The following is a 16,685-nucleotide window of genomic DNA, read 5'->3' on the forward strand; positions in this document are numbered from 1 at the left end:
ATTATCAATTCCGCAGTGCTCTCAGCAATCGCTGCGACGGCTGACCGTCGGTTTCGAGGCCCATGCGCGACTGGATGGCGCTGATCGCCGCCTTCGAGCCGGAGCCGAAATTGCCATCGACTTCGCCATCGTAATAGCCAAGTTCCTTCATGCGGGTCTGGAGTTCGAATTTTTCACGAATATCCAGCGTGCCGTCCGGACGCGGCCATTTCTGCTGCATGCCGCCATAACCGGCGATCTCGTCAGCAAGCAGGCCAACGGCCAGCGCATAGCTGTCGGATGCGTTGTATTTCTTGATGGTGAAGAAGTTTTTCATCATCAGGAAACCTGGACCATTTGCCCCACCCTGCAGTTTCAGCATGGCGCGATCGGAGCCGCGGGTGAAATTCTTGCCGTTCGGGCGGGCAAAGCCAAGCTTGGTCCATTCCGCAATGGACTTCGTCTGCCCCTCATAACGGGCGCCGCCACGCGGCACGGCTGTTTCGTAACCCCAGGTCCGGCCGGGTTCCCAGCCATTCTTGGCGAGTAGATTGGCGGCCGTCGCCAGCGCGTCCGGAACCGAGTGCCAGATGTCGCGCTTACCGTTGCCGTCCGCATCGACAGCATAGAGCAGGTAGCTGGTCGGAATGAACTGGGTATGGCCCATTGCCCCCGCCCAGGAACCCGTCAGCTGCTTGGGCGTGACATCGCCTGCCTGCAGGATTTTGAGTGCGGCGATCAATTGCGTGCGCGCGAACTTGGCGCGTTTGGGGTCGGAATAGGCGAGCGTGGCCAGTGCCTGCGGAATATTGTGCAGGCGCTCCGGCTTTTCGAGAACCGCGCCGTAATTCGATTCCATCGACCAGATGGCGAGAATGATATGTTTGTCGACGTTGAAGTTGCGCTCGATCCAGTTGAGCGTCGTCGCGTGCTTCATCTTCATCTCGCGGCCGATGCGCACCGTATAGGGGTTGACGCGGGAATCGAGATAATCCCAGATCTGGGTGGTGAATTCCGGCTGGAAGGTCGCCTTGCGCAGCGCATCCGGATCCGGCTCGCTGACACCAGCAAAGGCTTTCTGGTAGGTCGCCTTGCTAATGCCTTCTTTCGCGGCTGTTGCGTAGAACTGGTTGATCCACTGCTTGAACCCAGCATCGGCCCGGGCCGAGACGGGGGCCAGCGAGATCGCCAGACCTGCAACCATCATGCAGCCGAATTTGCGGACATTTGAAAGGATCATCTTTGTCATCGTCAGTCTTTCGTTCTCTCGAATATCATTTCGATTGCGAAAACGCATCGGGCGTCGTCATGCATAACAAAAGAATGTCAACAAATTCTTTACCATTAATAGATGGTAGCGTCACCCTTTACAAAACGTTGTTATTTTTGAAATAACAACACTGTGCGGGGATTGTGATCAAGTTTTATCTCTCAGGAGGGATATGTGGTAGAACATAAGAAAATTCGGAAGGCCGTATTTCCGGTCGCAGGTCTGGGTACGCGTTTCCTGCCCGCAACCAAGGCGGTTCCGAAAGAAATGCTCACTGTCGTTGACAAGCCGGTCATTCAATACGTCGTCGACGAGGCGGCGGAAGCGGGCATCGAGCATTTTGTATTTGTCACCGGCCGCGGCAAGGCGGTGATTGAAGATTATTTTGATATTCAATTTGAACTCGAACAAATGCTGCGCGAGCGCAACAAGAATGCCGAGCTTACATTGCTGGCCGGCCTTCTGCCCAAGGCGGGCACGGCAAGCTTCACGCGTCAGCAGGTGCCGCTTGGTCTTGGCCATGCGGTCTGGTGTGCGCGTGATATCGTCGGCGACGAACCTTTCGCCGTGCTGCTGCCTGATATGATCATGCATTCACAGAAAAGCTGCCTCAAGGGCATGGTCGAACTTTATGACCAGACCGCCGGCAACGTCATCGCGGTGCAGGAATGCGCTCCCGATCAGACGCATAAATACGGCATCGTCGGCGTGGGTAACGCCGTGGGCGAGGGTTTCAAGATCACTGAAATGGTCGAGAAGCCTGCCAAGGGTACGGCACCTTCGAATTTCTACATCAACGGTCGCTACATCCTTCAGCCTGAGATTTTCGACATTCTGGAAAATCAGGAACGGGGCGCCGGCAACGAAATCCAGCTGACGGACGGCATGTTGACGCTTGCCAAGTCCCAGGAATTCGCTGGCTATCATTTCCGCGGGCAGACGTTCGATTGCGGCGCCAAGGACGGTTTCATTCTTGCCAACGTTGCTTTCGCGCTCGAACGCGCTGACATCCGCCCCGCAATCGAGGAGCCGATCAAGGCTCTTATCGACGGACTGAAGTAATTTACCAACTGGACAACGGGATCCCGGCCTTCGCGCCGGGATTTCTGTTTGGGGCAACGTTATCGTTTCAGGACAAGCCCCGCGCCGACGCGCAGTTCGTTGCTGTCATAAATTGGCGTCCACTGATAACTAACGTCCGCCGTCAGATCGAGATAGCGGTTCAGCCCCCAGGTCAAGCCAGCGCCTGCGGTGTATTCCACGGCATCCTCGATATCGGAGGAGGGAAATGTCCGGTGCACGATCTGCCCGGTCAGCCGCGCGACCAGATTGCTGCGCAATTCATGGGTCAGCCCGGCATCCAGCCGATAGGAAATCCAGCCGCCCTGTGGTCCGCCGGCGAAATCCTCTATCGTCGTGCGCAGGCCAAGATTGACGTTGGTGCCGCGCTGCGGCGACCAGTTCAGTTCGCCGTCCAGTGTCAGCGCGCCGATGGAAGCGATGCGGTCGTCGTCATATTGTTTACGTAGATAGCCGATGGCGGCCTCGCCGCGGGTCTTCTCGCCAAGATCGACCTCGGCTCCAATTTTGGCGCCGTAGGAATTCGAGGACCGTGCGTAACCGGTATTGTCCAGGCGCCTGTCATATTTGGTCGTTCCCGCGTTCAATTCGAGGAACGGGATCAGGGCCGGTGACAATTCGTAGCCGATACGGCCGCGCAGGTTCGCGCCGTTCTGGTCGCGATCGCTAAGACTGATCGGCTGGCCGTTTATGCCCTTTGCATCCGTGTAGACCGTACGCGACAGATCGAGCGCCGCTAGCCCGCGCAGCTTGCCGAAATCCCGTTGGATCGATGCGCCGGTCGTGAAACGGTGTTCTCCGCCCTGCACGGCAGCGCCAGTCAAAGCGTTGGGGTCCGTAGTGCCTTCACGACTGAATTCGTAACCCGCCTTGAGATTAGCCGTCGTTTCTTCGCCGAGATCGAGGCGCAGATCGGCTTCTATCCGCGCCCTCGGCTCTTCACCATTCTTGCTGCCGAAATTTTTCTCCCAGGCTCCATCGCCTGTTACAGTCAGCGCATGGCGGGACCAGTCGCTGGTTAGTGTGCCGCGAATACCTGTCGTTAGGTAGTTACGTCTGGAAGGGCCGCCGGTGTTCGTCTGCTTTTCCGTATTGATCGTCTGGCTGATCGAAGGCCGCAGCAGGAATGTACCGAGCCGGATACCGGGGGTTTGTCCGGGTTCGGTGGCTCTTTGCGGGTTTTCACCGCCGTCTACCGTTGGCTCATATGGGTTTTCCGCGTCGGCATAAGGCTGGCCCGCTTCTTCCCGCTGTTCGGAAATCGGGTCGCCCGGATTATTCGAGGGGCGCCATAGTTGCTGTTGCGGTGCTGCTCGCACCATGCTTGCCTCGTTTTCAGTTGTCGTTGTGGGGTTCTCTGTCGGCGTTGCATCGCCGGATGGAACTGCGACCGGCAGCCGCGTGGCCGCTGTTTGCGCGAAAACAGTTCCCGGGGTGTAGAGAAGCGTACAGGCAAGCAGCAGCAGGGTTGCTGCTTTCCGCGACGTCGGCAGACGTGTGGCGGTGCCCTTCACAATCATTCCTCTTCACCCGGCGCATTTGGCCGATGTCGGATCGAAAGTTCGTCTCAGCATTTCCTGAAGCCGAATGAGCGGCAGACGGATGAAGTGGACGACCCAGAGACCAGACACGCGACGCAAGTTTTAATATCGCTTTAACAATAGGATTTTTATGGTTAACAGTTGATAAAGACCTCCCGGATTTCACCACATCTGTGGCTGCGGCAAAGCTGGGGGGCTTCCTAGTTCGATCTGGCCGCTTCGGCACCGCGACTGAAGAAAATTTGCCGAGATGCCCAATATTTCGAATATGATCAGATTTAAACGTTTCATTTTGATACGGAATCGCCCTATGATTGGGTGGAACTCATCCGTTTTATTTTAGCAATCCAATTGATTTTTATTTTGTGTCACAGCGTCGTTTCATGAATCCCGTTTTGAACGTCAAGCAGGTCGGTTTTTATTGCTGGGATATTACCAATGACCGATTCTATCTAGACGAAGTCTGCGCTGAACTCTTGGGCATTCCTTTGCGGCAGGCGATGCAGGGCATCAGCATTTTCCAGATGCTCGAAAAAGTGGATATCGGCCATCGCAATCATGTGATCGAAACTGCGCTCACGACGCTCAAGGCCGCCAGCTTTTACCATCAGGAATATGCTGTGCGCCGTGATGACGGCTCTATCTCGTGGATTAGGACAGTCGGGCGATATTTGGTCGATGAAGAGAACATCCCTTTCAAGCGGATGGGAACGATGGAGGAGATTTCTCCGCCGAACCTGCGTCACTAAAGAGCGGCAATTTTCGGCTGTAGAGTGGACTTATTCCAGTTGAAATAGTAACAGTCGGCCATGATTACGAGAGCCGTGAAACTGGTTGAAGACAATGCGATTGAATCCGCCGTGCGGACGATTTCGATGGAGAGGGCTGGCCTTGCCGCTCTTGAAGAGGCCCTCAAAAACGGGCTTTCCGAACCTTTCTGCAAGGCGATCGAGACGATCGGCCAGTCTAATGGCCGCCTCATCATCACCGGTGTTGGTAAAAGCGGCCACATAGGCGCCAAGCTCGCGGCCACCTTCGCCTCCACCGGAACGCCTGCATTTTTCGTGCATGCGGCAGAGGCCAACCATGGCGATCTGGGCATGATCGGCGGCGATGATGTGGTGCTGGCGATCTCCAAAGGCGGTGAAAGTTCAGAGCTGCGTAGCATCATCAACTATTCGCGCCGTTTCTCCATCCCGCTGATTGCACTTACCTGTTCGGAGAGTGCATCGCTGGCGAAGGCAGCCGATATCGTGCTTCTGGTTCCCAATGAACAGGAAGCCTGCCCGCTCGGTCTTGCGCCTACCACCTCCACATTGATGCAGCTGGCACTTGGTGATGCCCTTGCCGTTGCGCTTCTGGAAGCACGCAATTTCACTGCCGGTGATTTCAAGGTGTTTCACCCCGGCGGCAAACTGGGCGCGGGCCTTACGCTGGTCAGCGATATCATGCATACCGGCGACCGGGTGCCGCTAGTCGGCAAGGGAACTTCCATGCCGGAAGCAGTCAGTGTTCTTTCCCGCAAGCATTTCGGCTGCGTCGGTATTCTGGACGAGGATGGCCGTCTGTGTGGCATCGTCACCGAGGGCGATATGGCGCGCAACCTGTCGCGCAACCTCGCTGAATTGACGGTGGACGACATCATGACCCGTACTCCGAAAACGGTCAAAAAATCGGTGCTGGCGACCAGCGCTCTCGCGACGCTGGAAAAATTCCACATCGGTGCGCTGATCGTCGTTGATGACGATAACCGGCCGATAGGGCTGGTGCATTTCCACGATCTGTTGAGAATCGGTGTGGCCTGATCGCTATGAGCGGTCGAGCGGCTCTATTGTCAGGGTGCGGCCACGCGCAGCTGCGATCCTGACACGTGTTCCTGCTGGCATGTCCTCACCGTTAACGGACCACCAGGTATCGTCCAGCCTTATGCGGCCGCGCCCTTCGACAACCGGCTCCTGCAGGGTCGCTGTGCGGCCAACAAGGCTGGCTTCCCGCTGATTGAGGAAGGGTTCGTCGCTTGCCTCACGGTTTTTGCCGAAATATTTCCTGCCAAGCAGGGCGAAGGCGATGGAGAGGGCGGCAAACAGCACCAGTTGCAATTGCCACGCCCAGAATGCGGCATCCCAGAACAGCAGGGAGAGCGCGCCGATCACCAGCGCGGCAATGCCAATCCAGATCAGAAACACGCCCGGAGCGACCAGCTCGGCAGCCAGCAGAATGAAGCCGGCAATCCACCAGCTCCATGGTCCCAGTTCCGTGGCAAGCCGTTGCAGCATCGTCACTTCTCCGATGAAGAGCCGAAGGGATTACCGGGAATTGTCACGTTGATGGCCTGGGCCGAAGGCCGCGACGGCGGCACCGAGCGGGAAGATGCGGGGACGGCAGGCGCCGTTGGTGCATCGCCCTTGTCGCCGAAAACGTCACGGGCGATTGCCCCTATGCCGCCGAGCGAGCCGATCAACGCAGACGCCTCCATCGGCATCAACACGATTTTCGAGTTTTTGGCGGTACCGATACTGGAGAGCGCTTCGGTATATTTCTGGGCAACGAAGTAATTGATCGCGTGGACATTGCCGGCAGCGATGGCTTCCGACACCATGCGGGTGGCGTTGGCTTCGGCCTCGGCCAGACGCTCGCGGGCCTCGGCATCGCGGAACGCCGCTTCGCGCTGGCCTTCCGCCTCGAGAATGGCAGATTGTTTTGCGCCCTCTGCGCGCAGAATCTGAGCATTGCGGGCGCCCTCGGCCTCCAGCACCTGCGCGCGTTTTTCACGCTCCGCCTTCATCTGCCTAGCCATGGAATCGACGAGATCTTTCGGCGGCGCGATATCTTTTATCTCGATGCGCGTGACCTTGATACCCCATGGTCCCACCGCCTCGTCCACCACGCGCAGCAGGCGATCGTTGATGGCATCACGGTTCGACAATAACTCATCGAGATCCATCGAGCCCATTACCGAGCGGATGTTGGTCATGGTGAGGTTTTCAATCGCCATTTCCAGATTGGTAATCTGGTAAGCGGCCTGTGCGGCATTCAGGACCTGATAGAAAGTGACGGCATCAGCCGAGACACTGGCATTATCGCGGGTGATAACTTCCTGTGTCGGTATATGCAGAACCTGCTCCATCACATTCATCTTCGAACCGATGCTTTCGAAGAACGGCACGATGAGGTTGAGGCCCGGCTCGAGTGTGCGGGTGTAGCGCCCGAACCGTTCAACCGTGTAGCGATGTCCCTGCGGTACGGTCTTGATGCCGGCAAAGAGCACCAGAATGACCAAAACAACCGCCGCTATGACGACGATATCGAAACCGCCCAATGCAATCATCACTTCTTCCTCCAGCACCACAACCTTTTGGGATCTTACACCCGCATCGTTATGGCAAGATTACACCCAACCTTGCAACTCTTGTCGTACAACCTTTTCGAGAACTGTCATACCCTCTACGCTGTCGTTGAGACACGGGATGTGGGTGAATTTCTCGCCGCCATTGTGCAGGAAGATTTCTCCGGCCTCACCGGCAATTTCCTCCAGCGTTTCAAGACAATCCGATACGAAACCGGGGTTCATGACGGCGATGCGTTTGATGCCCTCGGATGCCAGCTTTTCCATGGTCTTGTCGGTATAGGGCTGCAGCCATTCTTCTGGCCCAAAACGCGACTGGAAGGTGATCATGAAGTTCTTCTCGGTCCGTCCCAGCGCTTCCTTCAGCAGACGGGCGGTCTTCTGGCAGTGGCAATAATAGGGATCGCCCTTCCTGAAGTAGGATTGCGGAATGCCGTGGAAGGAGGTGATCAGCATCTCCGGTTCCCAGTCCAGCGTTGCCAGATGGTTTTTGACGGAGGCGGCAAGCCCCTCGATATAGGCAGGATCGTCATGATAGGGCGGAACGGTCCGGATGGCGGGCTGCCAGCGCAGCTTCATCAGATGTTCGAAAGCCTTGTCGTTCACCGTCGCCGTGGTCGATGCGGCATATTGCGGATAGAGCGGGAATAGCAGGATTTTCTCGCATCCCTGCTCCTTCAGCGCGTCGATTTTCGAGGCGATGGAAGGCTGGCCGTAGCGCATGGCCCAGTCAACGACGACATTCGGCAAATCCTTCAGCGCCTGTGCCATCAGTTCGCCTTGGCTTCGGGTATAGGTGCGCAGATAGCTTTCGTTGCGATCGCGGTTCCAGATTGCCTCATAGGCCTTGCCGACCTTCTGCGGGCGCTTGTTGAGGACGATGCCGTACAGGATCGGATACCAGTAGAGGCGCGACCATTCGATCACGCGTTTGTCGCTCAGAAATTCCGCCAGATAACGGCGCATCGGCCAATAGTCCGTACCATCCGGCGTGCCAAGATTGACAAGCAGAACGCCAACCTTGCCAAATCTTACGCGGGGATGGTCTACGGGAAGTGCGGATAATTCTGTCGTCATGAATGACACCCTGAACTCGTACTGGTTGCGTGAGAACGTTTCCGTTTGGGATAAAGGGCGGAAACGCTCCATTTTTTGTTTTTATACATGGCCGGACGCAAACCGTGACGCGGTTTTGCCGGAAATGCTCAAGCTATATGCTCGTGCCGTCAATTTGTTCACGTGTTCTAGACGAAATTTGTAAGGATTGAACCACCTGCGGAGGTGATTTCCGAGGTGCGGTAACGGACGCATTGTCTTTTGATAAAACGCAGCCTGTAATGATCTGTTTTTAAAGGGAAAATAAGAAGCCGGCCTCATGGTGCGAGGCCGGCTTCCCATCTGCGGCAAATTGCCCTGTCTGTATGTGTTCGCGGCTTATTGAGCCGGAACCTCCAGTTCCTCGCCGATCTCGATATGGTTCGGATGCTTCAGCGTGTTTGCCTTGGCAATCCTGGTCCAAAGGGCACCGTCGCCATACTTCTCCGCCGCGATCTTCCAGAGCGAATCGCCCTTTGCGACAACATATTTGCTGGCGGCAGCCGCGGCCGCTGCCGGCGTGGTGGTGGCAGGTGCGGTCGCGGCAGGTGCTGTGGGAGCCGGGGCCGGTGTGGCGGCCGGAGCGGTTGCAGTTGCCGCCGGTGCTGTTGCGGCAGGCGCTGGTGCAGCGGGCTTTGCCGGAGCTACATAACCGGCAGGCGTCACTTCAGTGATGCGGCCGTCCGTGAAGGGCTTATAGGGGCTGTTGGCCGTAATATATGCAGCTACAGCCTCTTCGAGGTTGGGGCCGAAGTCATAGGCGTTGATCGCCTTGGTCGCGAATACCTTGAAGCCATCGCCGCCGGTGCGAACGTAATTATTCGCCGCAACAGTGTAGGTCTTTGCCGGGTCGAGAGGCACGAAAGCGTCGCCCTCCTTGACCTCGACCGCAGTAACACGGCTGCCGGCCGGCTTGGAGCGGTCGAAGGAATATTTCATGCCTGAAACCTGCATGAAACGACCTGCGCCATCGTCGATCTGGCTGACGCCGTTTTCGAGGGCAGCGCGAATATCCTCGCCCTTCAGCTGGAAAGTCGCGACCGTGTTCTGGAACGGCAGAACCGTCAGGACTTCGCCCATCGAGACATCGCCGCTATCGATGGAGGAGCGCAGGCCACCGCTATTTGCGAAAGCGATGGTGACGCCCTGATCCTTGACGCGGGCCAGGGTCGCATCCGCTACCAGATTACCCATAGAGCATTCTTTGACGCGGCAAACCTTGCGGTCACCTTCGATCGGGCCTTCCGAAGTGCCGACGACCTTCGATTTCAACGCCTCGATTGGTGCTTTCAGTTCATCGATACGCTTGAGCGTTGCTTCGTCGGGTTTGAAGGATGAATCGATCAGGATCGGATCGCCCTTGCTTTCCTTGACCACGCCGCTGTCATCGAAGACGACGCGCAGGTCACCCAGGTATTTGCTGTATTGCCCTGCCTGAACGACCGGAACCTTGTAGCCGCCGGGATTGTCGACGAGTGTCGGATAAGGCCCTTCGGCCTTCTGATCGGTGTTGGAGAGCAACGTATGCGAGTGGCCGCCGACAACGACGTCCACATCCGGGATTTTCGCGATGAATTCGAGGTCGCGCGGATATCCGACATGGGTCAGGGCAATGATCTTGTTGACACCCTCGCCTTTCAGCTTCTGCACCTGTTCGCTGATTTTCGCGACATCTTCCGCAATGGTGATGTTGGGGCCGGGGGTCGCAAGTTCCGCCGTGTCGTTGGCGACAGCGCCGACAATACCGATTTTCTGGCCGCCGACTTCAAGGACGATGGACGGCTTGACGCGATCGCCGATTTTCGAGGCGGCGCTGGCAACCACATTGGCGGTCACGACCGGAAACTGAACCTTGTCGAGGAAGCCCGCAAGCCCGTCTTCGCTATCGTCGAATTCATGGTTGCCGACGGTCATGGCGTCGAACTTCATGGCGTTCAGCACTTCGGCTTCAACGGTACCCTTGTAGGTGGTGTAGAACAGCGAGCCTTGAAAATTGTCGCCGGCATTGAGCAGGAGAACGTTCTTGCCTTGAGCCTTGAGCGCGTCCCTTGTCTGGTTGATTGCGGTCAAGAGGCGCGCGGCGCCGCCAAAGCATTCGTTTTTGCCTTCCTCTTCCGCTGAGCAGGTCGAGTCGAATTTATTGATCGATTCGATACGGGAGTGAAAATCGTTAATGTGAAGAATGTTGAGTTCGTAGTCGGCCAGAGCCGCTCCGGCTGAAAGCGTTATCGCGGAAACGCTCAGCATACTCAGTCTCAAAATTTTCTTCATGGTCCCTCTCTCCTGTTCAAAGCGGAAGCCTTGGCCGGTCGATCATCATCAGGCCGTGCTCATTCTCTAGTCTGAAAGTATGTCAGTCTTTCAAAGCGCGATGTTTCCATTTAGCGGCAGCTGCCGCAAGCGGAAATTGTGACAGTGGCGCAATAAAGCAAAACGCACGCTTGAGGCGTGCGTTTTAAAAGCTCATGCCATTGAAAAGTCTGTGTTATCAGCCCTGACGCGTTAGCGAGAACTGGCTGTTGCTGTCTGTCGTGCAATTCAGTTGCGACGGGGAGACGAGCGCGCAGTTGACGCGCGATTGCGTGTTGCGCACCAATGACGTCATGTTGATCTCATAGAGCGTCGGCGAAATCGTAACATAGGTGCCGGATGCGAGAAGCGTGTTGGTATCGGTCGAACGGGTGGAGAAAGCACCGTTCTGGAATGTCGATACGATGCCGTTGCGGTCGATCCAGCGGCCATCCACGGCCGGGCCGCGGGCAAGCGAGGGTGCCATCGACGTCTGCTGGGAGGGACCCGGCGCAACGCATGAAGACACCGCGATTGCGGCACAAAGCAAAGCAGCGCTTGTCTTGAAGTTCATGAGCCTGTTCTCCTGCGATTCGATGAAACCCTGATGTTTCGACCATGCCGTGAAGCGTTATTTATTTCAAGGCAACGTTGTTTGCTCTCCCGGGTTCCTGACATCCGTCATGAAAACACCTGCGTGACAAATATGAGACGCCATGCCCTCAGCGCACGAGGATGTTGCGGAACTGCCAGGGATCCGAGGTGTCGATATTGTCTGGAAACAGTCCCGGGCGACCGTCGAGCGGCGTCCAGTCCGTGTAATGTCCTTCGACCGGTCCAAGATAGGGACGCTGCACCTCAAGGCAACGGCGATAATCCATTTCATCCGCCTCGACGATGCCGGCTTGCGGATTTTCCAGCGCCCAGACCATTCCGGCCAGTACCGCGGAGCTGACCTGCAATCCGGTCGCGTTCTGGCTGGGGGCGAGCGCCCGTGCCTCCTGCAAGGTTAGCCGCGAGCCATACCAATAGGCATTTTTGTCATGGCCGTAGAGAAGAACACCCAGCTCGTCGGCACCATCGACAAGCTCGTCTTCGCCAAGCACATGCTGGATCGGCTGCGGCGTGCCGCCATTACCGAAAAGTTCGTGCAGGGAAAGGACGGCGTCGTTGCAGGGGTGGTAGGCATAGTGACAGGTGGGCCGGTAGATCAGATCGCCATCGTCATTGCGGACGGTGAAATAGTCGGAAATCGAGATCGCCTCGTTGTGGGTGACCAGAAATCCATATTGCGGCCCTTGTCCGGGACACCATGTCCGTACCCGCGTATTGGCGCCGGGCTGATCGAGATAGATCGCTGCCTTGCTGCCCTTTTTTTGTTTTTTCGCGTTTTTTGGCATCCAGTTTTCATGCGTTCCCCAGCCGAGTTCGGCGGGCTGAAAACCTTCGGCGATAAAACCCTCGACGGACCAGGTGTTCCAGAATGCGCCGAATGGCTTGGGATTTTTTGCCCGCTGCGTATCGCGCTCTGCCACATGCACGCCCTTGACGCCGAGCTGCTGCATGAGCTTTGCCCATGCCTGCTGGTCATGCGGTCGCGGCTCTTCGATGTCGAGACCGCTATCCTTGGCGAGATTGACCAGCGCCTGTTTTACGAACCAGGACACCATGCCGGGATTTGCGCCGCAGGTGGAAACGGCCGTTGTGCCGCCCGGTTTCCGAGCCTTTTCTTTCAGCATGGTCTCGCGCAGCGAATAATTGGTACGGGAGGCATTGTCGGCGTCTGCATCGAAGTAAAAGCCGGGCCACGGCTCCACTACGGTGTCGATGTAGAGCATGCCATGTTTGCGGCAGAGCCTCATCAGATCGACGGATGCGGCATCGACCGAAAGATTGACGCAGAAGCCCTGACCCTGAACCCCTTTAAGGAGTGGCTTGAGCACCTCCTTGTAGTTTTCTTTGGTCAGATGCGTACGGATATGGCGAATGTTTCTCTCGGCCAGATACGCTGCGATATCCTCGCGCGGGTCGATGACGACGAGCCTGGTCTTGTCGAAGTTGAAATGACGTTCGATCAACGGAAGAGTGCCGCGCCCGATGGAGCCGAAGCCGATCATGATGATGGGGCCGTCAATATCGCCGTAAATCGGATGGTTTGCGTCCGTCATTCGTCATTTTTCCTTTTTAAGCCAATAAGTAAGCTAGATCATAAAAGCGTGCCACAATAAAGGGCAGGTGCATGACGGACATATGACGGTGGCGCAAGCCCGGGATGCGAAAGTTGTGACGGGTTGGTGTGTGGTGATCCCGTTCTGCGCGGTTGCGATCCGGCGAGATTGAAGTCGAGACCTTCCGACCGCATTCTTCCCCTTCGCATTTTAGAGACTACGTTTATAATCAAGTTCTTCTTTTCGTGTATATGCCCTAGGGCTTGGGGGCTTTTGCAAGATGACGAAAAGGGGGCTTTTCGTCATCACAGGAGTGTTGCCTGTTGAATAGTCTTATCGAGCGTGTCGCAGCGCTTCAGAGCGCCACCCCCGTTCTTATTGCACTTTACGATTCCGAAGACCGGTTGCGGCATGCCAACCCGTCGTTTCGGCAGAGCTTTCAGCTTGCCGACGATGATTTTTCGACCTGGGCGGAAATCATGCGCTTGAACCACCGTCTGCGAACCGGCGTGGTCGTCAGAAACAGCGATTTCGAGGGCTGGCTTTTGTCGGCGCAGTCCCGGCGCGGCAAGCTGCCGTATCGTGCCTTCGAGATGGACATGTATGACGGCCGCTGGTTCTGGATGACGGAGACGGTGCAGCAGGATGGCTGGATGCTGTGTGTCGCAAGCGATGTCACCGAATTGCGCCAGGGCTACAGAACCCTGCGGCAGGACCGGGATCTGGCGGTGCGCGCCTCGCAGACCGACGAATTGACGGGAACGGCGAACCGGCGTTTTGTTTTCGCCAAACTCGCGCTACAGGTGGAGCGGGTCGGCAAGGGGCTTGAAGCACCCTTTTGCCTTTGCACGCTCGACATCGACTTTTTCAAGCACATCAATGATCGTTTCGGCCACAAATGCGGCGATGCGGTGCTGCGCGATTTTGTCGGGATCGCCCATTCCGTCGTCCGGCGGGTGGATTGTTTTGGCAGGATCGGCGGTGAGGAATTCATGCTCATCCTGCCGCGCAGTTCGGTTGTTGAGAGCCGGGAGATCGTCGAGCGGCTACTGCAAAAGGTGCGTCTTTCCAGACCTCTGGCCGAGTTTCCGGATTTTTCCTATAGCTGTTCCGCTGGAATGACGACCTATCGGATGGCAGAAAGTGCCGACGATGTTTTCATGCGCGCCGATCAGGCGCTTTACGCTGCCAAGGAAAAGGGCCGCGACCGGCTTTTGGCGGTGACGGTTTAGACCAGCTCCGCCGCAATCAGCCCATGCAGCGAATTTCCCACGAACAGCCGTCGACCGGCAATATCCTCCGGCTTCAATGCCTGCCCGCGTGCCTTGCGCTGGCGGATGAGATCGGCACGCAGAACGCCCGGCAGAATACCGCTGTCGAGCGGCGGCGTCAGCAATTGCCCGTCCGGCATTTCGACGAAGATGCTGGTCGATGATCCCTCGCACAACTCGCCGCGCTCGTTGAGCAGCAGAACCTCGTCTGCATCCCCGGCTGAAAATTCGGCGCGGGCGGCATCATAGGGTTCCCGGCGCGATGATTTGTGGCGATAGAAGGTGTCGGTGGAATCAAGCCTGGTTTGCGTCGCGATGCGGATCCGCCAGACGGTTCCCTCCTGCAACGGCCGAAACTCGGCCGTTTCGATATCGAGCTCACCCTTGTAGTTCATGACCAGCTTCACGCAGAGCGGACTTTCGCCGCCCACCTTCTTCTCCAGTACCTGAACCGCGTTGACCGGTGCTCGGAAACCGAGCGCATCGGCTGAGCGCAATAACCGGCGCATATGCTGGTCAATGCGCTGAAAACCCGATTGCGGCTCCCAGCGCAGCGTTTCTCTCAAGGTCAGATCGGCGGGTTTGCGTTTCATTGCCTTTGCTCGTCGCCTGTCATCGGTATTTTTCGGAGGCAATCAGGCCTGTTTGCTGTCAAGCGCTTCCAGTTCGTCGATCAGCCCTTCGATCATGGCAAGACCCTTGTCCCAGAAGGAAGGGTCTGTCGCATCGAGGCCGAATGGTTTCAGAAGTTCCGAATGGTGCTTGGTGCCGCCTGCTTTCAAAAGCTCGAAATATTTCTCCTGAAAGCCGGTCTCGGCCTTCTGGTAAACGGCATACAGCGAGTTCACCAGGCAATCACCGAAGGCATAGGCATAAACATAGAAGGGAGAGTGGATGAAATGGGGGATGTAGGTCCACCAGGTCTCATACCCTTCGGAAATCTTGATCGCCGGGCCGAGGCTCTCGGCCTGAATGGAAAGCCACAATTCACCGATCTGTTCGGAGGTCAACTCACCCTGCTTGCGGGCGGTGTGCAGCTTGCGTTCGAATTCATAAAACGCGATCTGTCGCACGACCGTGTTGATCATGTCCTCGACCTTGCGGGCGAGCATGGCCTTGCGTTCCCTGACGTCCTTCGTGTCGTCAAGCAATTTGCGGAAGGTCAGCATTTCTCCGAAAACGGAGGCAGTTTCGGCAAGCGTCAGCGGCGTCGCGCACATCAGCGCGCCTTGGTCGCCGGCCAGCACCTGGTGCACGCCGTGGCCAAGCTCATGGGCAAGCGTCATCACGTCGCGCGGTTTGCCGAGATAGTTGACGAGGACATAAGGATGGGCCGAAGGCACGGTCGGATGCGCGAAGGCGCCCGGCGCCTTGCCGGGCCGGGCGGGGGCGTCGATCCATTGCTCATCGAAGAACCGGCGGGCAATATCGGCCATCTCCGGCGCAAAATCACCATAGGCGGACAGCACGGTGTCCTTCGCCTCATCCCAGGGAATTATCGTATTCGATGTATCGGGAAGCGGCGCGTTGCGGTCCCAGTAGTTCATCTGTTCCATGCCGAGCCATTTCGCCTTCATGGCGTAATAACGATGCGAAAGGCGCGGATAGGCGTTTTTCACGGCGGCAGCCAGAGCGTCTACGACCTCGCGCTCCACACGGTTTGCCAGATGGCGGCTGTCGGCGATGTCTTCGAACTTGCGCCAGCGGTCGGAAATATCCTTGTCCTTGGCCAGTGTGTTGGTGATGAGGGTGAAGACCCGCAGATTATTGGTGAAGGTGGTGCTGAGCGCCTGCGCTGCCTTCTTGCGAGTTTCCGGCTCCGGCTCCTGAAGCATATTGAGCGTTACTTCCAGCGAAAGGCTTGCGCCGTCTATGTCGAAGCGCAGGTCGGCCATCGTCTCATCGAACAGGCGGTTGAACGCGCTGGCACTCGTCATCGATTTTTCGAGGAATAGCTGTTCGAGCTGGTCATCGAGCTGGTGCGGCTTGTCCTTACGCAAATCCACCAGCCACGGCCTGTAGTGCCCAGCTAAGGCATCGTTTGCCATGCAGGCATCCATTACGGCGTCGTCGATGCGGTTCAGTTCAAGCGTAAAGAACAGCAGATGGGCGGAAATATCCGTCAGTTTCGCCTGGGCGTCGCCGTAAAGCTTGCCGTTTGCCGGGTTGGAGGTATCTGAAAAATACGTCAGCCCCGCAAAGGAACCGATGCGGCCGATAAGATCGTCCAACGCTTCATATTCCTTGAGAGCAGCGCCGATGCCGTTGGCGCCCGTCGCCTTTGCAGCGTCTTCAAGCTTGCCCTTCCATTTATCCTCGAAAGCCGCCGCCAGCGCCGCCGCCTTCTCAATGTCGCCCTTGTATTCCGGCGAATCGCCCGAGGGATAGAGATCCGAGAGTTTCCAGCCGGGCAGGTCGCCAAGGGCAGGGCCGGAGGTTTCGGCAAGCGAAAATACGGGGTGCGGTGTTGGGCGATTGAGGGTCATCGAACGCGTCCTTGTCGTTATGCCTGCGCAGCATATGGGGCCTTTGTTTCCCGCAGCAATGGATAAAATGCAAGCAAATCTCAAAACTGGATGTTCAAATCTCCCGTGCCAGAGTGCGCCACAAGGGACCGCATGACGCAGGTCCATAAACCGGAAACCG

General features: G+C 57.1%; 14 protein-coding genes. 4 read left to right on the forward strand and 10 right to left on the reverse strand.

The features are described from left to right. Positions 1 to 4: 4 nt before the first annotated feature. Positions 5 to 1,228 (reverse strand): lytic murein transglycosylase, encoded by a 1,224-nt coding sequence (locus QE432_RS04870; protein WP_003511460.1) that lies wholly within the window; start codon positions 1,226 to 1,228, stop codon positions 5 to 7. 195 nt (positions 1,229 to 1,423) lie between these two features. On the opposite strand from QE432_RS04870, the gene galU reads away from it, so the two are divergent. Next, the gene (gene galU, locus QE432_RS04875; RefSeq protein ID WP_003511458.1) at positions 1,424 to 2,311 is read left to right on the forward strand and encodes a UTP--glucose-1-phosphate uridylyltransferase GalU; all 888 of its coding nucleotides are present in this window, start codon (positions 1,424 to 1,426) and stop codon (positions 2,309 to 2,311) included. A 59-nt stretch (positions 2,312 to 2,370) separates the two neighbouring features. On the opposite strand, the gene uppP is transcribed toward galU, so the two are convergent. Next, on the reverse strand, positions 2,371 to 3,849 hold the full coding sequence (gene uppP, locus QE432_RS04880) for a polysaccharide biosynthesis protein UppP (protein WP_111782979.1): 1,479 nt from the start codon (positions 3,847 to 3,849) through the stop codon (positions 2,371 to 2,373). A gap of 404 nt (positions 3,850 to 4,253) precedes the next feature. Between uppP and QE432_RS04885 the strand changes: the two genes are divergently transcribed. Beyond that, the gene (locus tag QE432_RS04885) at positions 4,254 to 4,619 is read left to right on the forward strand and encodes a PAS domain-containing protein (protein ID WP_013761857.1); all 366 of its coding nucleotides are present in this window, start codon (positions 4,254 to 4,256) and stop codon (positions 4,617 to 4,619) included. 60 nt (positions 4,620 to 4,679) lie between these two features. Beyond that, on the forward strand, positions 4,680 to 5,675 hold the full coding sequence (locus QE432_RS04890) for a KpsF/GutQ family sugar-phosphate isomerase (protein ID WP_035199687.1): 996 nt from the start codon (positions 4,680 to 4,682) through the stop codon (positions 5,673 to 5,675). 3 nt (positions 5,676 to 5,678) lie between these two features. Here QE432_RS04890 and QE432_RS04895 read toward each other — a convergent pair whose 3' ends face one another. The 6 genes from QE432_RS04895 to QE432_RS04920 all read right to left on the reverse strand — a co-directional run bounded on the left by QE432_RS04895 (position 5,679) and on the right by QE432_RS04920 (position 12,768). After that, positions 5,679 to 6,146, reverse strand: coding sequence for an NfeD family protein (locus QE432_RS04895; RefSeq protein ID WP_035199685.1), 468 nt, complete (start codon positions 6,144 to 6,146; stop codon positions 5,679 to 5,681). Between the two features lie 2 nt (positions 6,147 to 6,148). Further along, a complete protein-coding gene (locus tag QE432_RS04900; RefSeq protein ID WP_013761854.1) occupies positions 6,149 to 7,198 on the reverse strand; it encodes an SPFH domain-containing protein in 1,050 nt (349 codons plus the stop codon). Positions 7,199 to 7,258: 60 nt separating this feature from the next. Next, entirely contained in the window at positions 7,259 to 8,293 is a 1,035-nt protein-coding gene (gene hemH, locus QE432_RS04905) for a ferrochelatase (protein WP_013761853.1), read from the reverse strand. Positions 8,294 to 8,650: 357 nt separating this feature from the next. Then, a complete protein-coding gene (locus tag QE432_RS04910) occupies positions 8,651 to 10,582 on the reverse strand; it encodes a 5'-nucleotidase C-terminal domain-containing protein (protein WP_035199683.1) in 1,932 nt (643 codons plus the stop codon). A 217-nt stretch (positions 10,583 to 10,799) separates the two neighbouring features. Further along, on the reverse strand, positions 10,800 to 11,174 hold the full coding sequence (gene omp10, locus QE432_RS04915) for an outer membrane lipoprotein Omp10 (RefSeq protein WP_003511448.1): 375 nt from the start codon (positions 11,172 to 11,174) through the stop codon (positions 10,800 to 10,802). 148 nt (positions 11,175 to 11,322) lie between these two features. Then, positions 11,323 to 12,768, reverse strand: a complete 1,446-nt coding sequence (locus tag QE432_RS04920; RefSeq protein WP_019564920.1) for a homospermidine synthase — start codon at positions 12,766 to 12,768, stop codon at positions 11,323 to 11,325. Positions 12,769 to 13,091: 323 nt separating this feature from the next. On the opposite strand from QE432_RS04920, the gene QE432_RS04925 reads away from it, so the two are divergent. Further along, positions 13,092 to 14,000 carry a sensor domain-containing diguanylate cyclase gene (locus tag QE432_RS04925; protein ID WP_003511446.1) on the forward strand — a complete coding sequence of 303 codons (909 nt, stop codon included), beginning with the start codon at positions 13,092 to 13,094 and terminating at the stop codon, positions 13,998 to 14,000. Here the strand turns inward: QE432_RS04925 and QE432_RS04930 are convergent. Then, a complete protein-coding gene (locus tag QE432_RS04930) occupies positions 13,997 to 14,632 on the reverse strand; it encodes an aminotransferase class IV family protein (protein ID WP_035199681.1) in 636 nt (211 codons plus the stop codon). The two genes, QE432_RS04925 and QE432_RS04930, sit on opposite strands and share 4 nt — an antisense overlap. A gap of 42 nt (positions 14,633 to 14,674) precedes the next feature. Continuing rightward, positions 14,675 to 16,525, reverse strand: coding sequence for a M3 family oligoendopeptidase (locus tag QE432_RS04935; protein ID WP_035199679.1), 1,851 nt, complete (start codon positions 16,523 to 16,525; stop codon positions 14,675 to 14,677). Between the last annotated feature and the right edge of the window lie 160 nt (positions 16,526 to 16,685).

It is taken from the genome of Agrobacterium sp. SORGH_AS_0745, from assembly GCF_030818995.1.
GTDB lineage: Bacteria > Pseudomonadota > Alphaproteobacteria > Rhizobiales > Rhizobiaceae > Agrobacterium > Agrobacterium tumefaciens.

Excerpts from the sequence above, each read along its gene's own strand:
- omp10 (WP_003511448.1), bottom strand. The coding sequence starts at position 11,174 with ATGAACTTCAAGACAAGCGCTGCTTTGCTTTGTGCCGCAATCGCGGTG.
- QE432_RS04910 (WP_035199683.1), bottom strand. The coding sequence starts at position 10,582 with ATGAAGAAAATTTTGAGACTGAGTATGCTGAGCGTTTCCGCGATAACG.
- QE432_RS04935 (WP_035199679.1), bottom strand. The coding sequence starts at position 16,525 with ATGACCCTCAATCGCCCAACACCGCACCCCGTATTTTCGCTTGCCGAA.
- QE432_RS04885 (WP_013761857.1), top strand. The coding sequence starts at position 4,254 with ATGAATCCCGTTTTGAACGTCAAGCAGGTCGGTTTTTATTGCTGGGAT.
- QE432_RS04890 (WP_035199687.1), top strand. The coding sequence starts at position 4,680 with ATGATTACGAGAGCCGTGAAACTGGTTGAAGACAATGCGATTGAATCC.
- QE432_RS04895 (WP_035199685.1), bottom strand. The coding sequence starts at position 6,146 with ATGCTGCAACGGCTTGCCACGGAACTGGGACCATGGAGCTGGTGGATT.
- QE432_RS04930 (WP_035199681.1), bottom strand. The coding sequence starts at position 14,632 with ATGAAACGCAAACCCGCCGATCTGACCTTGAGAGAAACGCTGCGCTGG.
- uppP (WP_111782979.1), bottom strand. The coding sequence starts at position 3,849 with ATGATTGTGAAGGGCACCGCCACACGTCTGCCGACGTCGCGGAAAGCA.
- QE432_RS04900 (WP_013761854.1), bottom strand. The coding sequence starts at position 7,198 with ATGATTGCATTGGGCGGTTTCGATATCGTCGTCATAGCGGCGGTTGTT.
- hemH (WP_013761853.1), bottom strand. The coding sequence starts at position 8,293 with ATGACGACAGAATTATCCGCACTTCCCGTAGACCATCCCCGCGTAAGA.
- QE432_RS04870 (WP_003511460.1), bottom strand. The coding sequence starts at position 1,228 with ATGACAAAGATGATCCTTTCAAATGTCCGCAAATTCGGCTGCATGATG.
- QE432_RS04920 (WP_019564920.1), bottom strand. The coding sequence starts at position 12,768 with ATGACGGACGCAAACCATCCGATTTACGGCGATATTGACGGCCCCATC.